This is a genomic window from Bradyrhizobium sp. CB2312, assembly GCF_029714425.1.
GTDB lineage: Bacteria > Pseudomonadota > Alphaproteobacteria > Rhizobiales > Xanthobacteraceae > Bradyrhizobium.
The window spans coordinates 8,894,073-8,912,223 of the sequence record NZ_CP121668.1 but is presented as its reverse complement, the minus strand read 5'-3'; the positions used below and the strand labels follow the sequence as shown (position 1 = coordinate 8,912,223).

The 18,151-nt window shown below is 65.1% G+C and carries 14 protein-coding genes; 11 read left to right on the top strand and 3 right to left on the bottom strand.

Annotated features, from left to right (window positions below; translation table 11 throughout):
- The first annotated feature begins 103 nt into the window (after nt 1-103).
- From QA642_RS42500 to QA642_RS42490, 3 genes are all read left to right on the top strand, one after another.
- A complete protein-coding gene (locus QA642_RS42500) occupies nt 104-409 on the top strand; it encodes a DUF1244 domain-containing protein (protein WP_283082126.1) in 306 nt (101 codons plus the stop codon).
- A gap of 192 nt (nt 410-601) precedes the next feature.
- On the top strand, nt 602-874 hold the full coding sequence (locus QA642_RS42495; protein WP_283082125.1) for a DUF2312 domain-containing protein: 273 nt from the start codon (nt 602-604) through the stop codon (nt 872-874).
- Nucleotides 875-981: 107 nt separating this feature from the next.
- On the top strand, nt 982-1,407 hold the full coding sequence (locus QA642_RS42490) for a DUF1801 domain-containing protein (RefSeq protein ID WP_283082124.1): 426 nt from the start codon (nt 982-984) through the stop codon (nt 1,405-1,407).
- 57 nt (nt 1,408-1,464) lie between these two features.
- Here the strand turns inward: QA642_RS42490 and QA642_RS42485 are convergent, their stop codons facing one another.
- From QA642_RS42485 to QA642_RS42475, 3 genes are all read right to left on the bottom strand, one after another.
- Nucleotides 1,465-3,093, bottom strand: a complete 1,629-nt coding sequence (locus tag QA642_RS42485) for a DUF882 domain-containing protein (protein ID WP_283082123.1) — start codon at nt 3,091-3,093, stop codon at nt 1,465-1,467.
- 273 nt (nt 3,094-3,366) lie between these two features.
- Nucleotides 3,367-5,589, bottom strand: coding sequence for a L,D-transpeptidase family protein (locus tag QA642_RS42480; protein WP_283082122.1), 2,223 nt, complete (start codon nt 5,587-5,589; stop codon nt 3,367-3,369).
- A gap of 346 nt (nt 5,590-5,935) precedes the next feature.
- On the bottom strand, nt 5,936-7,432 hold the full coding sequence (locus QA642_RS42475) for a sigma-54 dependent transcriptional regulator (RefSeq protein ID WP_283082121.1): 1,497 nt from the start codon (nt 7,430-7,432) through the stop codon (nt 5,936-5,938).
- Between the two features lie 127 nt (nt 7,433-7,559).
- On the opposite strand from QA642_RS42475, the gene QA642_RS42470 reads away from it, so the two are divergent.
- From QA642_RS42470 to QA642_RS42435, 8 genes are all read left to right on the top strand, one after another.
- Nucleotides 7,560-9,464: a M3 family oligoendopeptidase gene (locus QA642_RS42470; RefSeq protein ID WP_283082120.1), complete on the top strand. Its 1,905-nt coding sequence runs from the start codon at nt 7,560-7,562 to the stop codon at nt 9,462-9,464.
- Nucleotides 9,465-9,685: 221 nt separating this feature from the next.
- The gene (locus QA642_RS42465; RefSeq protein ID WP_283082119.1) at nt 9,686-12,640 is read left to right on the top strand and encodes a patatin-like phospholipase family protein; all 2,955 of its coding nucleotides are present in this window, start codon (nt 9,686-9,688) and stop codon (nt 12,638-12,640) included.
- A 141-nt stretch (nt 12,641-12,781) separates the two neighbouring features.
- A complete protein-coding gene (locus tag QA642_RS42460) occupies nt 12,782-12,934 on the top strand; it encodes an aa3-type cytochrome c oxidase subunit IV (RefSeq protein WP_008136857.1) in 153 nt (50 codons plus the stop codon).
- A gap of 145 nt (nt 12,935-13,079) precedes the next feature.
- The gene (locus tag QA642_RS42455) at nt 13,080-14,207 is read left to right on the top strand and encodes a Re/Si-specific NAD(P)(+) transhydrogenase subunit alpha (protein ID WP_283082118.1); all 1,128 of its coding nucleotides are present in this window, start codon (nt 13,080-13,082) and stop codon (nt 14,205-14,207) included.
- 11 nt (nt 14,208-14,218) lie between these two features.
- Nucleotides 14,219-14,536 (top strand): proton-translocating transhydrogenase family protein, encoded by a 318-nt coding sequence (locus QA642_RS42450; RefSeq protein WP_014492434.1) that lies wholly within the window; start codon nt 14,219-14,221, stop codon nt 14,534-14,536.
- 39 nt (nt 14,537-14,575) lie between these two features.
- Nucleotides 14,576-15,973, top strand: coding sequence for an NAD(P)(+) transhydrogenase (Re/Si-specific) subunit beta (locus QA642_RS42445; RefSeq protein WP_283081893.1), 1,398 nt, complete (start codon nt 14,576-14,578; stop codon nt 15,971-15,973).
- A 211-nt stretch (nt 15,974-16,184) separates the two neighbouring features.
- Nucleotides 16,185-16,985 (top strand): alpha/beta hydrolase, encoded by an 801-nt coding sequence (locus QA642_RS42440; protein WP_283082117.1) that lies wholly within the window; start codon nt 16,185-16,187, stop codon nt 16,983-16,985.
- A gap of 60 nt (nt 16,986-17,045) precedes the next feature.
- Nucleotides 17,046-18,143 (top strand): ionic transporter y4hA, encoded by a 1,098-nt coding sequence (locus QA642_RS42435; protein WP_283082116.1) that lies wholly within the window; start codon nt 17,046-17,048, stop codon nt 18,141-18,143.
- Nucleotides 18,144-18,151: the final 8 nt, after the last annotated feature.

The following is an 18,151-nucleotide window of genomic DNA, read 5'->3' as shown; positions in this document are numbered from 1 at the left end:
AGGGGCTCGTGTGACCCGCGATATGGCAAAATCTGTGACAGGACCCACCTGATCCCGTAAGGGTGACCCGATCAGGGGTCAGAGCCAATTCAGGGATCCAACCATGGCAATCGACGACAAAACCAGAACGGAGCTCGAGGCGGCCGCTTTCCGCCGCCTGGTCGATCATTTACGTGAGCGGACCGACGTCCAGAACATCGATCTGATGAATCTGGCCGGCTTCTGCCGCAACTGCCTGTCGAACTGGCTCAAGGACGCCGCCGACGCCCAGGGCGTCGCGCTGAGCAAGGACGAGAGCCGTGAGGCCGTCTACGGCATGCCCTATGAGACCTGGAAGTCGAAATACCAGGGATCGGCCACGCCCGAGCAGATCGAGGCGATGAAGAAGGTCCATCCTCACGGCCACTGACGGCCTCGTTCGCGGCCTCTGAGTCGCACCACACAACAGCTTTCTTGAGCTCCCCGCAGGAAGGTGTGGGCGCGCTGTGGACGAGCGCGATGCTTGCTTGAACGCAGGGGGTGCGAACCCTAAGGGTTTTGCCAGCACGCGCGGTGGATGCCGGCGTCACCTCGTTTTGCCAGTTCCATTGGGAGTACCAAGATGGCCACCTCCGCCGCCGTCCGCGACGACGAGCCCGCGACGAAATTTGCCAAGGACCAGCTCAAATCCATCATCGAGCGCATCGAGCGGCTGGAGGAAGAGAAGAAGGCGATCTCCGACGACATTCGCGACGTCTATGCCGAGAGCAAGGGCAACGGCTATGACGTCAAGGCGCTGCGCACCATCGTGCGCCTGCGCAAGCAGGACCCGAACGAGCGCGCCGAGGCCGAGGCCATTCTCGAGACCTACATGCAGGCGCTGGGGATGCTCTGAGGCGTTCGCGCCTCAGGCACCACTTTGGCCGGTAGCCGGGATTGCGCTCGGCTCCCTCCGGGCCACAAATTGCGCGTGTTGCACTTCGTCTGTGAACGGAGACCGCCGTGCCTGCGCCGCCGCTGCCGCGCGAGGTGAACCGTGCCTTCGGCGCCCTTCCGGCGCCGATCGGCAAGCGGCTGTTGCAAGTGCGCGAGCTGATCTTCGCGACGGCCGCGACGCATGACGACGTCGGCCGCCTCACCGAAACGCTGAAATGGGGCGAGCCTGCTTACCTCACCGATGAGAGTGGCAGCGGCTCGACGATTCGCCTCGGTCGCCTCAAGGACTCCGAGCACGCGGCCGTCCTGTTCAACTGCAAGACGACGCTGGTCGACACGTTCCGCGAGCGCTTTCCGGATCAGTTCGAATATCGGCAGACGCGGGCGCTGCTGTTACCGGTGGCGGGTAAGCTGCCGAAGCGGGAGCTCTCGGTCTGCCTGTCGCTGGCGCTGACGTATCATCTGGATCGGCGGCGGAAGAAAGCGCGATAGAGGTCGCGCATCCGGGCTACCAGACTAACTTCTTGGGAAGAGTAGAGGCGATCCGCCTCAGCGCAGCGCGGCCGTGCGTACGACGAACGACGTCGTCTCGAGCTTCGCGGTGGCACTGCCCGTAAAGCTGTCGCAGGACAGGCCCTGCATCGGGTCGTCGACAAAGCCCTTCGCGATCACGGTCTGTGGCTTGACGAAATAGCTGCGCAGCGCGGCCATATCGAGCTCGCCCATCAGCGTCACCGACATCGCGCGGCTGGCGCTCGGCGACAGCATCACGATCTTGAGCCAGATGCTCTCGCCCTTGGCCGCGGAGAGCCGGGTCGCGGTGGCGACCAGGCCGTCGACGCTCTTGCCGACCACGCTGTTGATCTCGGTGGCGGGCGCGGCGCCGCGCGAGCCGGGACGGGTGGAGCGGGGGATCGGCGCCGAGGCGGCGACGACATTGGTGCGGTCGACCGGGGAGGCAGCCGGCGCGTAAGCCAGGGCCTGAAGCGTTGCGTTGGAGACGCTCGCTGTTGCCTGCGGATCCGTCGCGGCTGCAAGCGCCTGGCGGGCCTTCAGCGCCGCCACTTGCGCCGGCGTCGCCTGCTGCGGCGCCGCCGGGATGTCATCCCAGAAGCCGCGGGCATTGATGATGTCGGCCGGGGTCTCGGGCTTGGCGTCGGCAGATTTGCCGGCCGCCGGCTTCTCAGCCACGGGCGCGGGCTTCGGCTTGGGCGGCGCAACCAGCTGCGCATCGGCCGAGGCTAGCTGGAGGGCGGCTGCGATCTGGGGCTTGGCGCGCGGCGTCGGCACCGGATCGGCGGGCTTGGCCGCGGCGGCGACCACGGTCGGCGCCACGGGCCTGGCGGCTGGGGCGGGTGCGCCCTCGTCGTCCTCGTCGCTGCCCGCGGCGGCAGGCGCCGATTTGCTCCTGAACAGGGCGGCAAAGAAGTTCGGCTTGCTGCCGGAATCATCGCCGCTGCCGCGGCGCTCGATCTCGGCCTTGGCGAACTCATAGCCCTTCAGCGGCACGCCGTCGGTCGGCAGATGCACCGTCTTTCCGTCCGGGAAGACGCGGGCGAGCTGGTCATGCGTCATGCGCGGCCAATGCCGGATGCTGCCGGTGTCCAGATGCACGAAGGGCGAGCCGGAGGTCGGATAGAAGCCGACGCCGCCGCGCTGCAGGCGCAGGCCGGCGAAGCGGATCTGCTCCAGCGGCACGCCGGGGATGTAGAAGTCCATCGCATGCCCCAGCATGTGCTGGCTGAAGCGCGCCACGCCGGAGGAGCGACGGCGGAGCATGGCGTTGGTGGCGGGGGAACGGTAGGAGGAGATAATCTGGATCGGCTGCTTGCCGTCGACGTCGCGATAGACTTCCCAGAGAATGTCGAAGAGGTGACGGTCCATGACCGTCTCGTCCTGGGTGCGCCAGTCGCGCAGGAAGTGGTTGAGCTGCTTCAGCGCCGCGTCGTCGTAGCGGCCGTCGCGCTTGAAGGTGATCGTGAGGTCTTCGCCGGAATGGGTGTGGTGGAACGAGAGCGTCTTGGTCTCGTTCAGCGCGGTGGCGTTATGGACCGAGCCCGCGGCGGCAAGCAGCAGCACGGAAGCAAGGCCGATCCGGGATCCGGCCTTCACTCCCGCATGGGACAACGACAGCACAGCGAATTGGCGTGCGAGACAAATCAGCACGTATGAGCCCACCCAGTCGACGAGCGTTCAAAATGGACTCTCCCGCCAACCCCGTTAGCGCGCGAAAGAGGATGAACGCTTTCTTAAAGCGAGAAGGTTAATTCGAGGTTGACCTTCCCGCCCCCAAAACCAAGTCAGAATACGAACCTAAACGGTTGACTGTGGCAAAAAAACGCCCGGTGCCCGAGGGCGGGTTGCAGAATGGTTAACGTTAAACGACCCCGTCTTTGGACGGGGTCGCTGATTTCATTGCAGAATTTCAGGAAATGAGGCGCTTGGCCGGGCTCAGCGGGTAAACACCCGCTGCGGCCGGCGGCCGACCGGAGCCGGCGGCGGGGTCGGCGCTCCGAACAGGCGCTCGAAGAAGTTCGGGCCCGACGAGCCGAAGCCGCCGCCATTGTTGGCGATCGCCACACCCGAGGGCAGCGTCGTTGCCGGGCGCGAATAGCTCGGCTGCGAATGGGCGACGACGTTCTCGAGGTCCTTGCCGCGGCCGTTCTTCAGGATGTTGAGCATGGTCGCGTCGCGCCCATAGACGTCCTTGCGGAATTGCAGCTTGCCGGCATCGTCCACGAACGCGGTCTGATAGGTGATGTTGACCGGGATCGGGGTGGGGAATTTCAGGTCGATCTCGCTCTTGCCGTACATGCTGCGCACGCGCTCGGGCGTGTACTTCTCGTTCGGCATGGTGATGTTGAGCAGCACGGAGGCGTACTGATCCGGATATTGCACGCGCATGCAGCCATGGCTGAAGGCGCGGTCTTCCTTGGCGAACAGGTTCTTGTCCGGCGTATCGTGCTGATAGACCAAGAACTTGTTCGGGAAGTTGAAGCGGACGCGGCCGAGCGCGTTGGCCTCACCGGGCGGCTGCGAGATGTGGACCGAGCCGTCGCGGTTCTGCTCGAGCTTGAGGCCCATGCGCTGGAGCACGGTCGGGTCCTGCTGCAGCGCCGGCAGATATTCGTTGTAGACGATCGACGGCGGCACGTTCCAGGTCGGGTTGACCGTGATGTACTTCATCGTCTCGGTCAGCAGGGGCGTTGCGTGCTGGCCCGGCTTGCCGGTGACGACACGGGTGGTCCAGACCTGCTGGCCGTGCTGCATCACCTTCAGCGTGTAGTCGGGGATGTTGAGGATGACATAGGCATCGCCCAGTGCGGGCACGCCGAGGTCGCGCGGCAGCCAGCGCCAGCGCTCCATGTTCACCAGCACCACGTCGATCTGCTTGTCGCGCTTCGGCGTGTTGAGCGCCTTGACCGTCTTGTCGTCGAGGATGCCGGTTGGCTTCATCTCGGCGCCGTTCTGGAATTTGCGCACGGCTTCGGCGACGGTGGCATCGTAGCGGGTGTCGCTGGCGTTCTCGACGATGCCGAGCTTGGCGCGCAGCTGCGGCACGCGCGGATCGTCCACGACGATCTCGGCCTGCTTCTTGCCGGCCGGGGTGTATTTCAGCGCCGGACCGTCGGTAATCTCGATCGCCGCGCCGTTGCCCTGGCCGCGCAGCTCGGCGAGCTTGGCCTTCAGCTCTTTGTAGAGCTTTTGCGGCGGGTTGTAGCTGTCGAGCGCCGCGGACGCGTCAGCCGCGGTCGTGACCTTGGCGAGCACCTCGCTCGGGTCGACCGGATGCTCGGGATAGAGGATGTCGGCGCTGACCTGCGACCAGTGCATGCGGCCGCTCTGCGCCTGGCGCGCATAGTCGAACATGCTGGCGGTGAGCTTCAGCTCGGCGTCGGCGAGCGCATCGGGCGTCGTCGCGGCGGCGAAATCCGGCACAGGATAGTCGGCCGGATTGAGGCCCTCGGACGCGGCGTCCTTCAGCCGCGCGATCACGCCCTTGGCCGCAGCGGTCAGGCTGCCGCCTTGCGTCCACACCGGCGCGAAGTCGCGCGCGCCGTAGAACTTCTCGATCGCCGCGCGTTCGTTCTTGCGGTCGAAATGGCGCGAGGCCTTGGCACCGATGAGGTCCTTCAGCTTGTCGGCGACCGGCTGGTCGGCGGCGGGCACGTTGCTGGCAGCCTTCACCGGCTCGGGGGCCGGAGCCGCGGCAGCCGGGGCCACGGGAACGGCCGGCGTTGCCGTTGCGGTGTCGGCCTTGGCGGGGTCGGTCTTCGCAGGCTCGGTCTGCGCAGGTTCTGTTTTTGCGGTCTCGCTCTTCGGCGCCTCAGAGGCGGGCGTGGTGGCGACATCGGCGGGCTTGGTCTCGACCTTCTCCGCAGCCGGCGCGGGAGCGGCTTCAGCCTTCACAGGCTCCTTGCCCGGTTCCTTGCCTAGTTCCTTGGCGTTGTCCTGAACCGTGGCTGTGGTGTCGAGCTTGATGTCGGCGGCGGTCGGGGGCGGGACGTTTGCGGGCTCGGGACGCGGGATCGCGGCTTCGATCGCGAGCTCGGCAGCGCTGCTGCGCGCCTGATCCTGCGCCAGGGCGGAGCTGGCCGACACCGTGAGGAAGGTCGCCGCGACCGTCATCAAGACACGGTCAAAGCCTGCACGGTGGTTCAAACAGTCACGCATTGTGTCGCACCCCTCGGGTGAACTGTTCCGCATGGAACAGCTTCGTTATCGTCCAAATGAGCTTCGGCTAAACCGCGCCGGCCTCGCGAAAGTTGCACGCCTGCACGCAACGACTCCCACACAGACGATACACAGGCCCCGGTTTTGCAGCCAGCGCTCCCCAGGGCAACTCACCACAAACTGACTTCAGGGAGGTCTGTTTGCAACGGATTGTGCGCCCCCGCGGCGCGCTTTTCCCTGTGTCTGTCACTTCCAAGTCACGGTTCGAATGGCCGCCGAATTTTGCCGTAATTCAACGGCTTGGGGCGGCATCGTCAGGTCAGGCGAACCTCCGTTCGCATCAGGCTCAGTGCGTCTCCTCACCGCTTTTGCCGCCATGGCCGGGAACCCCGGCCTCGTCGAGTTTGCGGTAGAGGGTCGATCGGCCGATTTTGAGGCGGCGGGCCACCTCGGACATCTGTCCGCGGTAATGCGAGATCGCGAAACGGATGATCTCGTTCTCCATGTCCTCCAGCGCACGGACGTCGCCGGTCGGCGTCAGCATGGAGAGCGATCCCGCCAGGGGCAGCGGCGCGATCGGTATTTCATTACCCGACACCACCGAGGGCGCGGCCAACGGCTCCAGCATCAGCGGCGCGGTCGGAATCTCGGTTGCGGGATGCGGCTGCGTGGTGAGCAGGGGGAAGTCGCCAAGGCCGAGCTGGTCGCCATCGCTCATCACCACGGCACGGTAGACCGCGTTTTCGAGCTGGCGGATGTTGCCGGGCCAGTCGAGCTGGGCGAGATGCGCCACCGCCTCGCCGCTGATGCCGGTGATGGCGCGGTTCTCCTCGGCGGCAAAGCGCGCCAGGAAATGCCGCAGCAGATGCGGGATGTCTTCGCGCCGGGCGCGCAGCGAGGGGATGGTCAGCGGCAGCACATGGAGCCGGTAGAACAGATCTTCGCGGAAGTGGCCCTGCTTTACCCGCTCCAGCAGCTTGCGGTTGGTCGCCGAGATGATGCGCACGTCGACCTTCAACGGCTTGCGGCCGCCGACCGCCTCGACCGCGCCTTCCTGAAGCGCGCGCAGCAGCTTGACCTGCGCGGTCAGCGGCAGCTCGCTGACCTCATCCAGGAACAGCGTGCCGCCATGGGCCTCGACGAACTTGCCGGTGTGCCGTTCGGTGGCGCCGGTGAAGGCGCCCTTCTCATGGCCGAACAGGATGGACTCGACGAGATTGTCGGGGATCGCGCCGCAATTGACCGCGACGAACGGCTTGGCCTTGCGCTCGCTGCTGCCATGGATGGCGCGCGCGAACATCTCCTTGCCGACGCCGGACTCGCCCTCGATCAGCACGGGGATCGAGGAGCCCGCCGCCTTCTGCGCGGCGCGCATCACCGGGGCCATCGCCTCGGCCCGGGTGATGATGTCGGAGAAGCTCAGCCGGCCCTCGCGGCTGTGGCGGATGCGCTGCAATTCGCCCTTGAGCGCGCTGGTGTTGAGCGCGTTGCGAAGTGAGACCTGGAGCCGCTCCACGCCGACCGGCTTGACGACGAAATCGGCCGCGCCGGCGCGCATCGCCGAGATCACGTTGTCGATGCCGCCATGGGCGGTCTGCACGATGACGGGGATGCTGAGCCCGGCGTCACGGATCTTCGCCAGCACGCCCATGCCGTCGAGGCCTGGCATCACGAGATCGAGGATGACGGCGTCGATGGCCGGTGCGTCGGGGGCGGTGAGGGTGGCGATCGCGGCGTCGCCGGAGTCGACGACCACCGTTTCATAGCCGCATTTCTGCACCATGTTCTCGACCAGACGGCGGGCTACAGCGTCGTCGTCGGCGATCAAAATACAGGCAGCCATGGTGTTCCCCGCACGCTACTACTATCTGTCTCGAATCGGGTCACTCTGGCCGAAGCCGATTAACGCACTCTTAAACCTTGCCGCCCCCGCCCGCCGTCGCGATTGTTGAACACAGGTTTCCCACACAATGAATTCGCGCTCCAAGTCCGCCTCGAACAAGTCTGCTCTCAAGAAGCCCGCCGCCAAGCCCGCACTCCGCAAGCCAAGCACCAAGAAATCTGCCGCCAAGGCAAAACCCTCCAAAGCTCCGAGCAAGGCCGGCAGGCTTCCCGAGTGGAACCTCGCCGATCTCTATTCGGGGATCGATGCGCCGGAAGTGGCCCGCGACCTCGAAAAGATGGATGCCGATTGCGTCGCGTTCGAGACCGACTACAAGGGCAAGCTCGCGACAGGGACAGCAAACGAAGATGGCGGAAAATGGCTCGCCGAGGCCGTACGACGCTATGAGGCGATCGACGATCTTGCCGGCCGCCTCGGCTCCTATGCCGGCCTCGTCCATGCCGGCGACAGCGTTGATCCCAAGATTTCAAAGTTTTACGGCGATGTGTCCGAGCGGCTGACGGCGGCGTCCACGCATCTGCTGTTCTTCGCGCTCGAGCTCAATCGTGTCGATGACGATATTTTGAACCGCGCGATGCAAGCGCCGGAGCTGGCGCATTACCGTCCGTGGATCGAGGATCTGCGCAAGGAGAAGCCGTACCAGCTCGACGACAAGCTCGAGCAGCTGTTCCTGGAGAAGGCGCAGACCGGCTATTCCGCCTTCAACCGCCTGTTCGACCAGACCATCTCGGGCCTGCGCTTCAAGGTCGGCGCAAAAGAGCTCGCGATCGAGCCGACGCTCAATCTGTTGCAGGACCGCGACGGCGCCAAGCGCAAGGCCGCGGCGGAAGCGCTGGCGAAAACCTTCAAGGCCAATGAGCGCACCTTTGCGCTGATCACCAACACGCTCGCCAAGGACAAGGACATCTCCGACCGCTGGCGTGGCTTTCAGGACGTCGCGGATTCCCGCCACCTGAACAACCGCGTCGAGCGCGAAGTCGTGGATGCGCTGGTCGCCTCGGTGCGCGCGGCCTATCCAAAGCTGTCGCATCGCTATTACGCGCTGAAGGCGAAGTGGTTCGGCAAGAAGCGCCTGGCCTATTGGGATCGCAACGCGCCGCTGCCCTTTGCCGCGACCAACGTGATCGGCTGGCCCGATGCGCGCAACATGGTGCTGACCGCCTATCGCGGCTTCTCGCCTGATATGGCCGACATCGCCGAGCGCTTTTTCACCGACCGCTGGATCGATGCGCCGGTGCGTCCGGGCAAGGTGCCGGGCGCGTTCTCGCATCCGACCACGCCGTCGGCGCATCCTTACGTGCTGATGAACTATCAGGGCAAGCCGCGCGACGTGATGACGCTCGCCCATGAGCTCGGCCATGGCGTGCATCAGGTGCTGGCGGCCAAGAACGGCGCACTGATGGCGCCGACGCCGCTGACGCTGGCCGAGACCGCGAGCGTGTTCGGCGAGATGCTGACCTTCCGGCGGCTGCTCGCGCAGACCAAGAGCGCCAAGCAGCGCCAGGCGCTGCTCGCCGGCAAGGTCGAGGACATGATCAACACCGTGGTGCGGCAGATCGCGTTCTACTCCTTCGAGCGCGCCGTCCACACCGAGCGCAAGAACGGCGAGCTCACCGCAACGCGGCTCGGCGAGCTCTGGCTGTCGGTGCAGGGCGAAAGCCTGGGACCCGCAATCGAGATCAAGGCGGGCTACGAGAATTACTGGATGTACATCCCGCACTTCATCCATTCGCCGTTCTACGTCTACGCCTACGCGTTCGGCGATTGCCTCGTGAACTCGCTCTACGCCGTCTACGAGCACGCGGCCGAAGGTTTTGCCGAGCGTTATCTCGACATGCTCGCCGCCGGCGGCACCAAGCATTATTCCGAGCTGCTGCGGCCGTTCGGTCTCGATGCCAAGGACCCGAAATTCTGGGACGGCGGCCTCTCGGTCATCGCCGGGATGATCGACGAGCTCGAGGCGATGGGCTGAGAGGGCGGGCCGTTCTCCAGAGCGCGGTGCAGCACACTTTCGCGAGAGTTGGCACCGGCCCGAGTTCCATTCGGCGCCTCGACCTTTTTGGGCGAGGCGCACGCGCTTGCGATGCGAGATTGAACGTTTGCATCCCCGGCGAGACAAATCCTCATAAGGCTATTTTTTATCGGTTTCACAATCTTTGATTGCCGGTGCTCCGCCGCTTCGGGGAGGCACGCATGCTCGATCAGGTTCAGCCTACGCAGCCCGCGCGGACGCCGCGGTCCGCCGAGGAGATGCCCTGGTGCGAGAAGCACCATCAGATCGTCCGCGACGAGATCGAGGCGATCAACACAAGGCGCGAGGAAGCGCGCCAGATTCCCACGGATGGTCTGCAATCCTGCCAGATGCTGGATGTTACAGGGCTCGCCCTGTCCGGCGGCGGCATTCGCTCCTCCGCCCTTTGCCTCGGCGTTCTTCAGGCGTTGAATCACCACAACCTGTTCCGGCGGATCGACTATCTGTCGACCGTATCCGGCGGCGGCTATATCGGTACCTCGCTCAGCGCAACCATGACGGTCACGCAGCGCTTCGTCTTCGGGGAAAGGCCTTCGGGCGGCACCGCGACCGCGAACGAGATCAGCGACACGGCCTCCGTCGGGCACATCAGGAATTACTCCAACTACCTGATCCCCGCCGGCGTGCGTGATTTCCTCACCGGAATTGCCATCGTGGTGCGCGGGCTGATCGCCAATATCGGGATCATCCTTCCGATCATCCTGATGCTGGCCGCGGTCACCATCTGGTCGACCCCGACCCGGACATGCCTGACGGTCGCCAATCTGTTCGGCGTCAGCTTCGCCGATTCCAAGACATGCGAGCTGCACGATTTCAGCTTCGTCAATCAGCACGGATTCACCATGATCGGCGTCATCGCCGCCGCGATCCTGCTCGCCTGCAGCGCGCTGGCTTATCTCGGCTCGCGGTCCGAAAGAGGAAGTGGTCCTGCCATCGTCTGCATCTATGCGGCCGGTATATTCCTTGTCGTCGGCGCCGCCTGCGACGTGGCGCGCATGCTCCAGGTGAAGAACTTCGCGCTCACTCTGGCAACGGCGATCATCGTCGTCGTTCTGTTCTTCCTGTGGGCGATCGTCCGGTCCTTCGCCGGCCCGGACAAGCGCCAGGAATTCCGTTCGCACCTGCCGACCGTGGCCGCGACCTTCCTGGTCCTGCTGGCGGCCATCGCGTTCTTCGAGTTTCAGCCGTTCATGCTGCGACAGATGTTCGATGTTGCCGACAGCCACGTGATCGGCGGGCCGGTTGGCGGCGTCGCGGTCACCTGGATCCAGTCGCTTGCCGCCGTCGCGGCGCCGATCGGGGTGTTCGTCACCGCGTTCCGGCAGCAGTTCCTGGAGTTGCTCAAGGGCAACAGCGTCTCCTCGCAGTGGGGATCGATGCTCCTCGCGGTCGTTGCCAAGGCCGCGCTCTGGATTGCCGGGCTCGCCTTGCCGCTGATTATCTGGGTCGCTTATCTCAATCTGTCCTATTGGGGGATCTCCAACGACATCTTCAGGGATTGCTCGGCCCAGACCGAGCAGAGGGATTGCATTGCCAAGGCAAAGTTGAACGCCTCGCTCCCGGGAGCGCTGGCAGGCAAGGTGCAGCTGGACCGCAACGCCGCCATCGAGCTCGTTGAACCTAGCGCCGCTCCGGTCACCGAGGCGCGTATCAGTATGGACTCCGACCGGCTGGCGACCTGGCACGCGCCGGCCTGGCTCCACCCCGCGGCACAATGGGTCGCACACAGGGTTCAGCCATTTTTTCCGGACCTGTTCCAGGGATCGGGGTCCGACGCAGCCTACTCCTTCACCCTGCCGGTGATCGTCCTGTATGCGCTGACCGGCCTGTTGCTATTCCTGGTCTCCTGGCTTTTGACGCCGAATGCCAACTCGCTTCACCGGCTCTACCGCGACCGCTTGAGCAAGGCCTTCCTGTTCGACCCGACCCGCCCGGCCGAGAGCGATATCGCGCGCGCCGAGGCCAGTCTCGACCAGGGCCGCGACTTCAAGGCGCTCGATCGCATGAAGCTGAGCGACCTCTATGCTGTTGCAGACGGTTCGGCGGACGGTCAGCAAGCCGGCTCGAGGCTGCTGGCGCCTTATCACCTCATCAACACCGCGCTGAACATCCAGGGCTCGGATTTCGCCAACCGGCGCGGCCGCAACGCCGACTTCTTCGTGTTTTCGCCGCGCAATGTCGGCAGCGAGGCGACCGGCTACGCGGCGACATTGGCGGTGGAGCGGGCCGAGCAGAGTCTCGACCTCGCCACGGCCATGGCGATCTCCGGAGCCGCGGCGTCCTCGAACATGGGGTCGAACTCGATCCGCGCGCTAACGCCGACGCTCGCCCTTCTGAACGTCCGGCTCGGCTATTGGCTGAGGAACCCGCGCTATGTCAACGCACGCTCGTTCCGCCGTTTCTCGCCGCTCTATTTCTGGTCAGAAATCTCCGGCCGCCTCTATGAGAACAGCGACGGTGTCTATCTCACCGACGGCGGCCATATCGAGAATCTCGGCGTCTACGAATTGCTGCGCCGGCGCTGCCGCGTCATCATCGCCGTGGATGCGGAAGCGGACACGCCGATGAACTTCGCCTCGCTGATGACGCTGCAGCGCTATGCCCGCATCGATCTCGGAGTCCGGATCGATCTGCCCTGGGCGCCGATCCGCGACCGCACGCGGGCGCTGATGGCTTGCAGCGCTCAGACGGCGGCGACGCCGCACCGGCACGATGACGAGGAGATCGATCACGTTCATGTCGCCATCGGCACCATCGACTACGGTGCCGGCGACACCGGTTATCTCGTCTACCTCAAGTCGTCCCTGACCGGTGACGAGAACGACTACATCCGCGACTATGCGCGACGGCACGCCACGTTCCCGCACGAGACCACGGGCGACCAGTTCTTTTCCGAGGAGCAGTTCGAGGTCTACCGCGCGCTGGGCTTCCACATGGCGCATGGTTTCCTGTCCGGCGACAATCCGGTCGCGGTCGGTTGCGGTATTGATCCGCACACGGCCCGATTTACCGAAGCGGGCGAGCCGGCGATCGACGCGGTCCGCGCGGCGCTCGGCCTTCCGATGTGCCAGCGACCGGCCGCGAGCGTCACCGTGACGATGATCGATCAGGGCTGAGCGGCGCGAGACCCTGAATTCCCGGCAATCGGAATTCCAAATGACCTGATTTGCGGCAAAACCGCGCCTGGCTGCCGTTGCCCTGCCGGAAGGTTTGCGGTATCCCAGCCCAATAATTCGGCTTTCGACTGGGGACAATCCATGGCTGACCATAGCGAAGTGGCGTACACCACCGCCGACGGCAACGACTACGTCGCGCACGAGCAGACCTATGAGGGCTTCATCAAGCTCGTGAAATACGGCACGGCGTCGGTCGCGCTCATCGTGATCCTGATGGCGATCTTCCTGACCTGACCTGATCGACCCGGCGGCTGCCTACGCCTGCGGCGGCAGCTGCCCACACTATTTGCATCCAAGCCGGTTCCAAAACCGGTAACGAACGTTGCGGGAGTAACGCTGTTTTTTTGTGCGCGCGCTGTCCCGCGCCGCCGGAGGGCCTATGAAGATCGCCGTTGCCAAGGAAATCGATCCGTCGGAGCCGCGCGTCGCCGCTTCGCCTGATACGGTGAAGAAATTCAAGGCGCTGGGCGCCGAGGTCGTGGTCGAGCCGGGCGCCGGCCTCAAATCGGGCCTGCCGGATTCCGAGTTCACCGCCGTCGGCGCCACCGTCAGCGCCGATGCGCTGAAGGATGCCGACATCATCATCAAGGTGAAGCGCCCTGAAGCCTCCGAGCTTGCGCAGTACAAGCGCGGCGCGCTCGTCATCGCCATCATGGATCCCTATGGCAACGAGGCGGCGCTGAAGACGATCGCCGATGCCGGCGTCGCCGCCTTCGCAATGGAATTGATGCCGCGCATCACCCGCGCGCAGGTGATGGACGTGCTGTCCTCGCAGGCTAACCTTGCCGGCTACCGCGCCGTGATCGAGGGCGCCGAGGCCTTCGGCCGCGCTTTCCCGATGATGATGACCGCGGCCGGCACCGTGCCCGCCGCAAAAGTGTTCGTGATGGGCGTCGGCGTCGCCGGCCTCCAGGCGATCGCGACCGCGCGCCGTCTCGGCGCCGTCGTGACCGCGACCGACGTGCGCCCCGCGACCAAGGAGCAGGTGGAATCGCTCGGTGCGAAGTTCCTCGCCGTCGAGGACGAGGAGTTCAAGAACGCGCAGACCGCCGGCGGCTACGCCAAGGAAATGTCCAAGGAATACCAGGCCAAGCAGGCCGCGCTCACCGCCGAGCACATCAAGAAGCAGGACATCGTGATCACGACGGCGCTGATCCCGGGCCGGCCGGCGCCGAAGCTCGTCTCCGCCGAGATGGTCAAGTCGATGAAGCCGGGCTCGGTGCTGGTCGATCTCGCCGTCGAGCGCGGCGGCAATGTCGAGGGCGCCAAGGCCGGCGAGGTCGTCGACCTCGATGGCATCAAGATCGTCGGCTACACCAACGTCGCCGGCCGCGTCGCGGCCTCGGCCTCCAGCCTCTATGCCCGCAATCTGTTCTCCTTCATCGAGACCATGGTCGACAAGAAGGAGCAGAAGCTCGCCGTCAACTGGGACGACGAGCTCGTCAAGGCGACTGCGCTGACCAAGGACGGCGCGGTGATCCACCCGAACTTCCAGCCGAAGGTTTAAGGAGACCCGTCATGGAGCATGCTGCACAGGTCGTCGACCCCTTCATCTTCCGGCTGTCGATCTTCGTCCTCGCCGTTTTCGTCGGCTATTTCGTGGTGTGGTCGGTGACGCCCGCGCTGCACACGCCGCTGATGAGCGTTACCAACGCGATCTCCTCGGTGATCGTGGTCGGCGCACTGCTTGCCGGCGGCGTCGCCAATGTCTCGAGCGGCTCGGGCTGGGCGCGCGCGTTCGGCTTCGTCGCGCTGATCTTTGCCTGCATCAACATCTTCGGCGGCTTCCTTGTCACCCAGCGCATGCTGGCGATGTACAAGAAGAAGTCGAAGTAAGCGGCCACCTCGGGCTGATGGGATCAATGGGGACCTGAGATGAGCGCCAATCTCTCTGCATTCTTGTATCTCGTGGCGGGGGTGCTGTTCATCCTGTCGCTGCGCGGGCTGTCGAGCCCGGCCTCTTCGCGCCAGGGCAATTTGCTCGGCATGATCGGCATGGCGATCGCGGTTGCGACGACGCTTGCCAACCATCCGCCGGCGGACGGCCTCGCCTGGCTGCTCGTCATCGTCGGCATCGCCATCGGCGCGGCGATCGGCGCCGTCATCGCGCGCCGCGTGCCGATGACGTCGATGCCGGAACTGGTCGCCGCCTTCCACTCGTTGGTCGGCATGGCCGCGGTGCTGGTCGCCGCCGGCGCGTTTTATGCGCCGGAAGCCTTTGACATCGGCACCCCCGGCAACATCCACACCCAGAGCCTGGTCGAAATGTCGCTCGGCGTCGCCATTGGCGCCTTGACCTTCACCGGCTCGGTGATCGCGTTCCTGAAGCTGTCGGCCCGCATGAGCGGCGCGCCGATCATCCTGCCGGCGCGGCACCTTATCAACATCGCGCTCGCGGTCGCCCTGGTCGCCTGCATCGTCGGGCTCGTCGTCACCGGCAGCCCCGTGTTCTTCTGGCTCAACGTCATCCTGGCGCTGGCCCTCGGCGTGCTCATGATCATCCCGATCGGCGGCGCCGACATGCCGGTCGTGATTTCGATGTTGAACTCGTACTCCGGCTGGGCCGCGGCCGGCATCGGCTTCACGCTGGGCAATTCCGCGCTGATCATCACCGGCGCGCTGGTGGGCTCCTCCGGCGCGATCCTGTCCTACATCATGTGCCACGCGATGAACCGGTCCTTCATCTCGGTCATCCTCGGGGGCTTCGGCGGCGAGACCGCCGCGGCCGGCGGTGGTACCGGCGAGCAGAAGCCCGCCAAGCTGGGCTCGGCGGACGATGCGGCCTTCATCATGAAGAACGCCTCCAAGGTCATCATCGTGCCCGGCTACGGCATGGCGGTGGCGCAGGCCCAGCACGCGCTGCGCGAGATGGCCGACATCCTGAAGAAGGAAGGCGTCGAGGTGAAATACGCCATTCACCCGGTCGCGGGCCGCATGCCCGGCCACATGAACGTGCTGCTGGCCGAAGCCAACGTGCCCTACGACGAGGTGTTCGAGCTCGAGGACATCAACTCCGAGTTCGCGCAGGCCGACATCGCCTTCGTGATCGGCGCCAATGACGTCACCAACCCGGCGGCCGAAGAGGACAAGACCTCGCCGATCTACGGCATGCCCGTGCTCCAGGTCTGGAAGGCCGGCACCGTGATGTTCATCAAGCGCTCGCTGGCGTCGGGCTATGCCGGCATCGACAATCCGCTGTTCTATCGCGACAACACCATGATGCTGCTCGGCGACGCCAAGAAGGTCACCGAGAACATCGTCAAGGCGATGTAATCGCAGGGGGAGCGGACCATGGCCCTGAACAGGGAATGGCACCGCTCCCATCGCATGCCACAGAAGGCGACGCGCGAGCAGCGCGTCGCATGGCATGCCGCACATGCTACCGCGTGCGGCTGTCGCGAGATCCCCTTGAGCATCCGCACCGACGTCCTCAAATTGCTCAAGCGTCGCCGCAAGCCCTGAGCCGTGGAATGACAGGGCCGCGATGACATTCCTGAAATGGGCGGCCATCATCCTCGCGGCCGGCTATTGCGCCGGCCTCGTCCTGCTGTTCGTGAAGCAGCGCGCCATGCTGTTTCCGATCCCGTCCACTGAGCGCACCGCACCTGCCGCCGCGGGATTTCCGCAAGCCGAGGAGCATGTTCTCACCACGTCCGATGGCGAGAAGGTGATCCTCTGGCACGTGCCGCCGAAGCCCGGCCGCGTCGTGGTGCTGTTCTTCCACGGTAACGGCGATTTCCTCGCCGGCCTGGGCGGCCGCTTCAAGGCCATCACGGCCGACGGCACCGGGCTCGTCGCGCTGTCCTATCGTGGCTATGCGGGCTCCAGCGGCGCGCCGAGCGAGGACGGGCTGCTGCGTGACGGCGCGGCTGCGTATTCATTCGCGGCGGAACGCTATGACGCCCAGCGCATCGTCGCCTGGGGCTTCTCGCTCGGGACCGGCGTAGCGGTCGCGGTCGCATCCGAGCATCCGGTCGGGAAGCTGATCCTGGAGGCGCCCTACAGCTCGATCGCCGACATCGCCGGCGCGCATTTTCCCTTCGTTCCGGTTCGTCTCCTGATACGGGACACGTTTCACTCGGACGAGCGCATTGGACGCGTCACAGTGCCGCTCCTGATCATGCACGGCGCGCAGGACCAGACCATCCCGATCGCATTCGGCGAGAAGCTGTTTGCGCTGGCTCACGAGCCGAAGCGGTTCGTTCGCATTCCCAATGGCGGGCATGACGATCTCGGTAACTTTGGCGCCATCGAGATCGCGCGCCAGTTCATCAATGGCTCCTGAGGGCTGACGGGCGCGATCTTCTCGCGCATAATCCGTCTGTCTATTGAAGGAATCGCCTGTATGAGCGCACACGGACCGATGCCGCGGTCGTCATGGATCTTCCCCGCTCTGGCGGTGCTGCTGTTCCTGATCGTCACCGCGACCGGCTACAGCTTCACGCTGTCGGCCGGCGGTGGCCTGTTCGCGATCGTGCTGCTGGTGATTCTTTTCGGCACCGTGTTCGCGGCCGTTCACCATTCCGAGGTGATCGCGGAGCGGATCGGCGAGCCCTTCGGCACCCTGCTGCTGACGCTGGCGGTCACCATCATCGAGGTCGCGCTGATCACCACCATCATGCTTGGCGACAAGCCGGCCCCCGAGCTTGCGCGCGACACCGTCTTCGCGGTGGTGATGATCGTCTGCAACGGCCTCGTCGGTCTCTGCGTCTTCATCGGCGGCATGCGTTACCGCGAGCAGGGTTTTCAGGTCTCGGGCGCCAACGTCTATCTCAGCGTGTTGACCGCGATGGCGACCATCACGCTGATCATGCCCAATTACACGCTGACCACGCCGGGCCCGATCTATTCGACGCTTCAGCTCGGCTTCGTCGACCTCGTGACGATCGTGCTTTACGGCGTGTTTCTCTACACCCAGACCGTTCTGCACAAGGACTACTTCGTCCACGAGCGGGCGGAGGGCGAAAGCGCGGAAGCGCATCTGTCGGGCAAGATGCTGGCGCTCAGCGTCGCGCTGCTGCTGATCTCGCTCCTGGCCGTCGTCCTCCTCGCCAAGAAATTCTCGCTGGTGGTCGACGCCGTCGCCGTCAGGATCGGCGCGCCACCGGCCTTTGCCGGCCTCCTGGTCGCGCTCCTGATCCTGATGCCGGAGGGCGTCTCGGCGATCGCGGCGGCGCGCAAGAACGACCTCCAGAAGAGCATCAACCTGGCGCTCGGTTCCTCGCTTGCAACCATCGGCCTGACCATCCCGGCGGTCGGGATCGCCACCTATGCCCTCGACCAGCCGCTCGTGCTGGGCCTCAACCCCCAGAACACGGCGCTGCTGTTCCTGACATTCTTGCTGAGCATGCTGACCTTCGGCACCGGCAGGACCAACGTCCTGTTCGGGCTGGTCCATATGGTGGTATTTGCCGTCTACGTGTTCATGGTGTTCGTCCCGTAGAAGGATTC

Bases quoted from the DNA above. Each gene is read 5' to 3' on its own strand.
- QA642_RS42500 (WP_283082126.1), top strand. From the start codon at position 104: ATGGCAATCGACGACAAAACCAGAACGGAGCTCGAGGCGGCCGCTTTC.
- QA642_RS42495 (WP_283082125.1), top strand. From the start codon at position 602: ATGGCCACCTCCGCCGCCGTCCGCGACGACGAGCCCGCGACGAAATTT.
- QA642_RS42480 (WP_283082122.1), bottom strand. From the start codon at position 5,589: ATGCGTGACTGTTTGAACCACCGTGCAGGCTTTGACCGTGTCTTGATG.
- QA642_RS42475 (WP_283082121.1), bottom strand. From the start codon at position 7,432: ATGGCTGCCTGTATTTTGATCGCCGACGACGACGCTGTAGCCCGCCGT.
- QA642_RS42470 (WP_283082120.1), top strand. From the start codon at position 7,560: ATGAATTCGCGCTCCAAGTCCGCCTCGAACAAGTCTGCTCTCAAGAAG.
- QA642_RS42465 (WP_283082119.1), top strand. From the start codon at position 9,686: ATGCTCGATCAGGTTCAGCCTACGCAGCCCGCGCGGACGCCGCGGTCC.
- QA642_RS42460 (WP_008136857.1), top strand. From the start codon at position 12,782: ATGGCTGACCATAGCGAAGTGGCGTACACCACCGCCGACGGCAACGAC.
- QA642_RS42455 (WP_283082118.1), top strand. From the start codon at position 13,080: ATGAAGATCGCCGTTGCCAAGGAAATCGATCCGTCGGAGCCGCGCGTC.
- QA642_RS42450 (WP_014492434.1), top strand. From the start codon at position 14,219: ATGGAGCATGCTGCACAGGTCGTCGACCCCTTCATCTTCCGGCTGTCG.
- QA642_RS42445 (WP_283081893.1), top strand. From the start codon at position 14,576: ATGAGCGCCAATCTCTCTGCATTCTTGTATCTCGTGGCGGGGGTGCTG.
- QA642_RS42440 (WP_283082117.1), top strand. From the start codon at position 16,185: ATGACATTCCTGAAATGGGCGGCCATCATCCTCGCGGCCGGCTATTGC.
- QA642_RS42435 (WP_283082116.1), top strand. From the start codon at position 17,046: ATGAGCGCACACGGACCGATGCCGCGGTCGTCATGGATCTTCCCCGCT.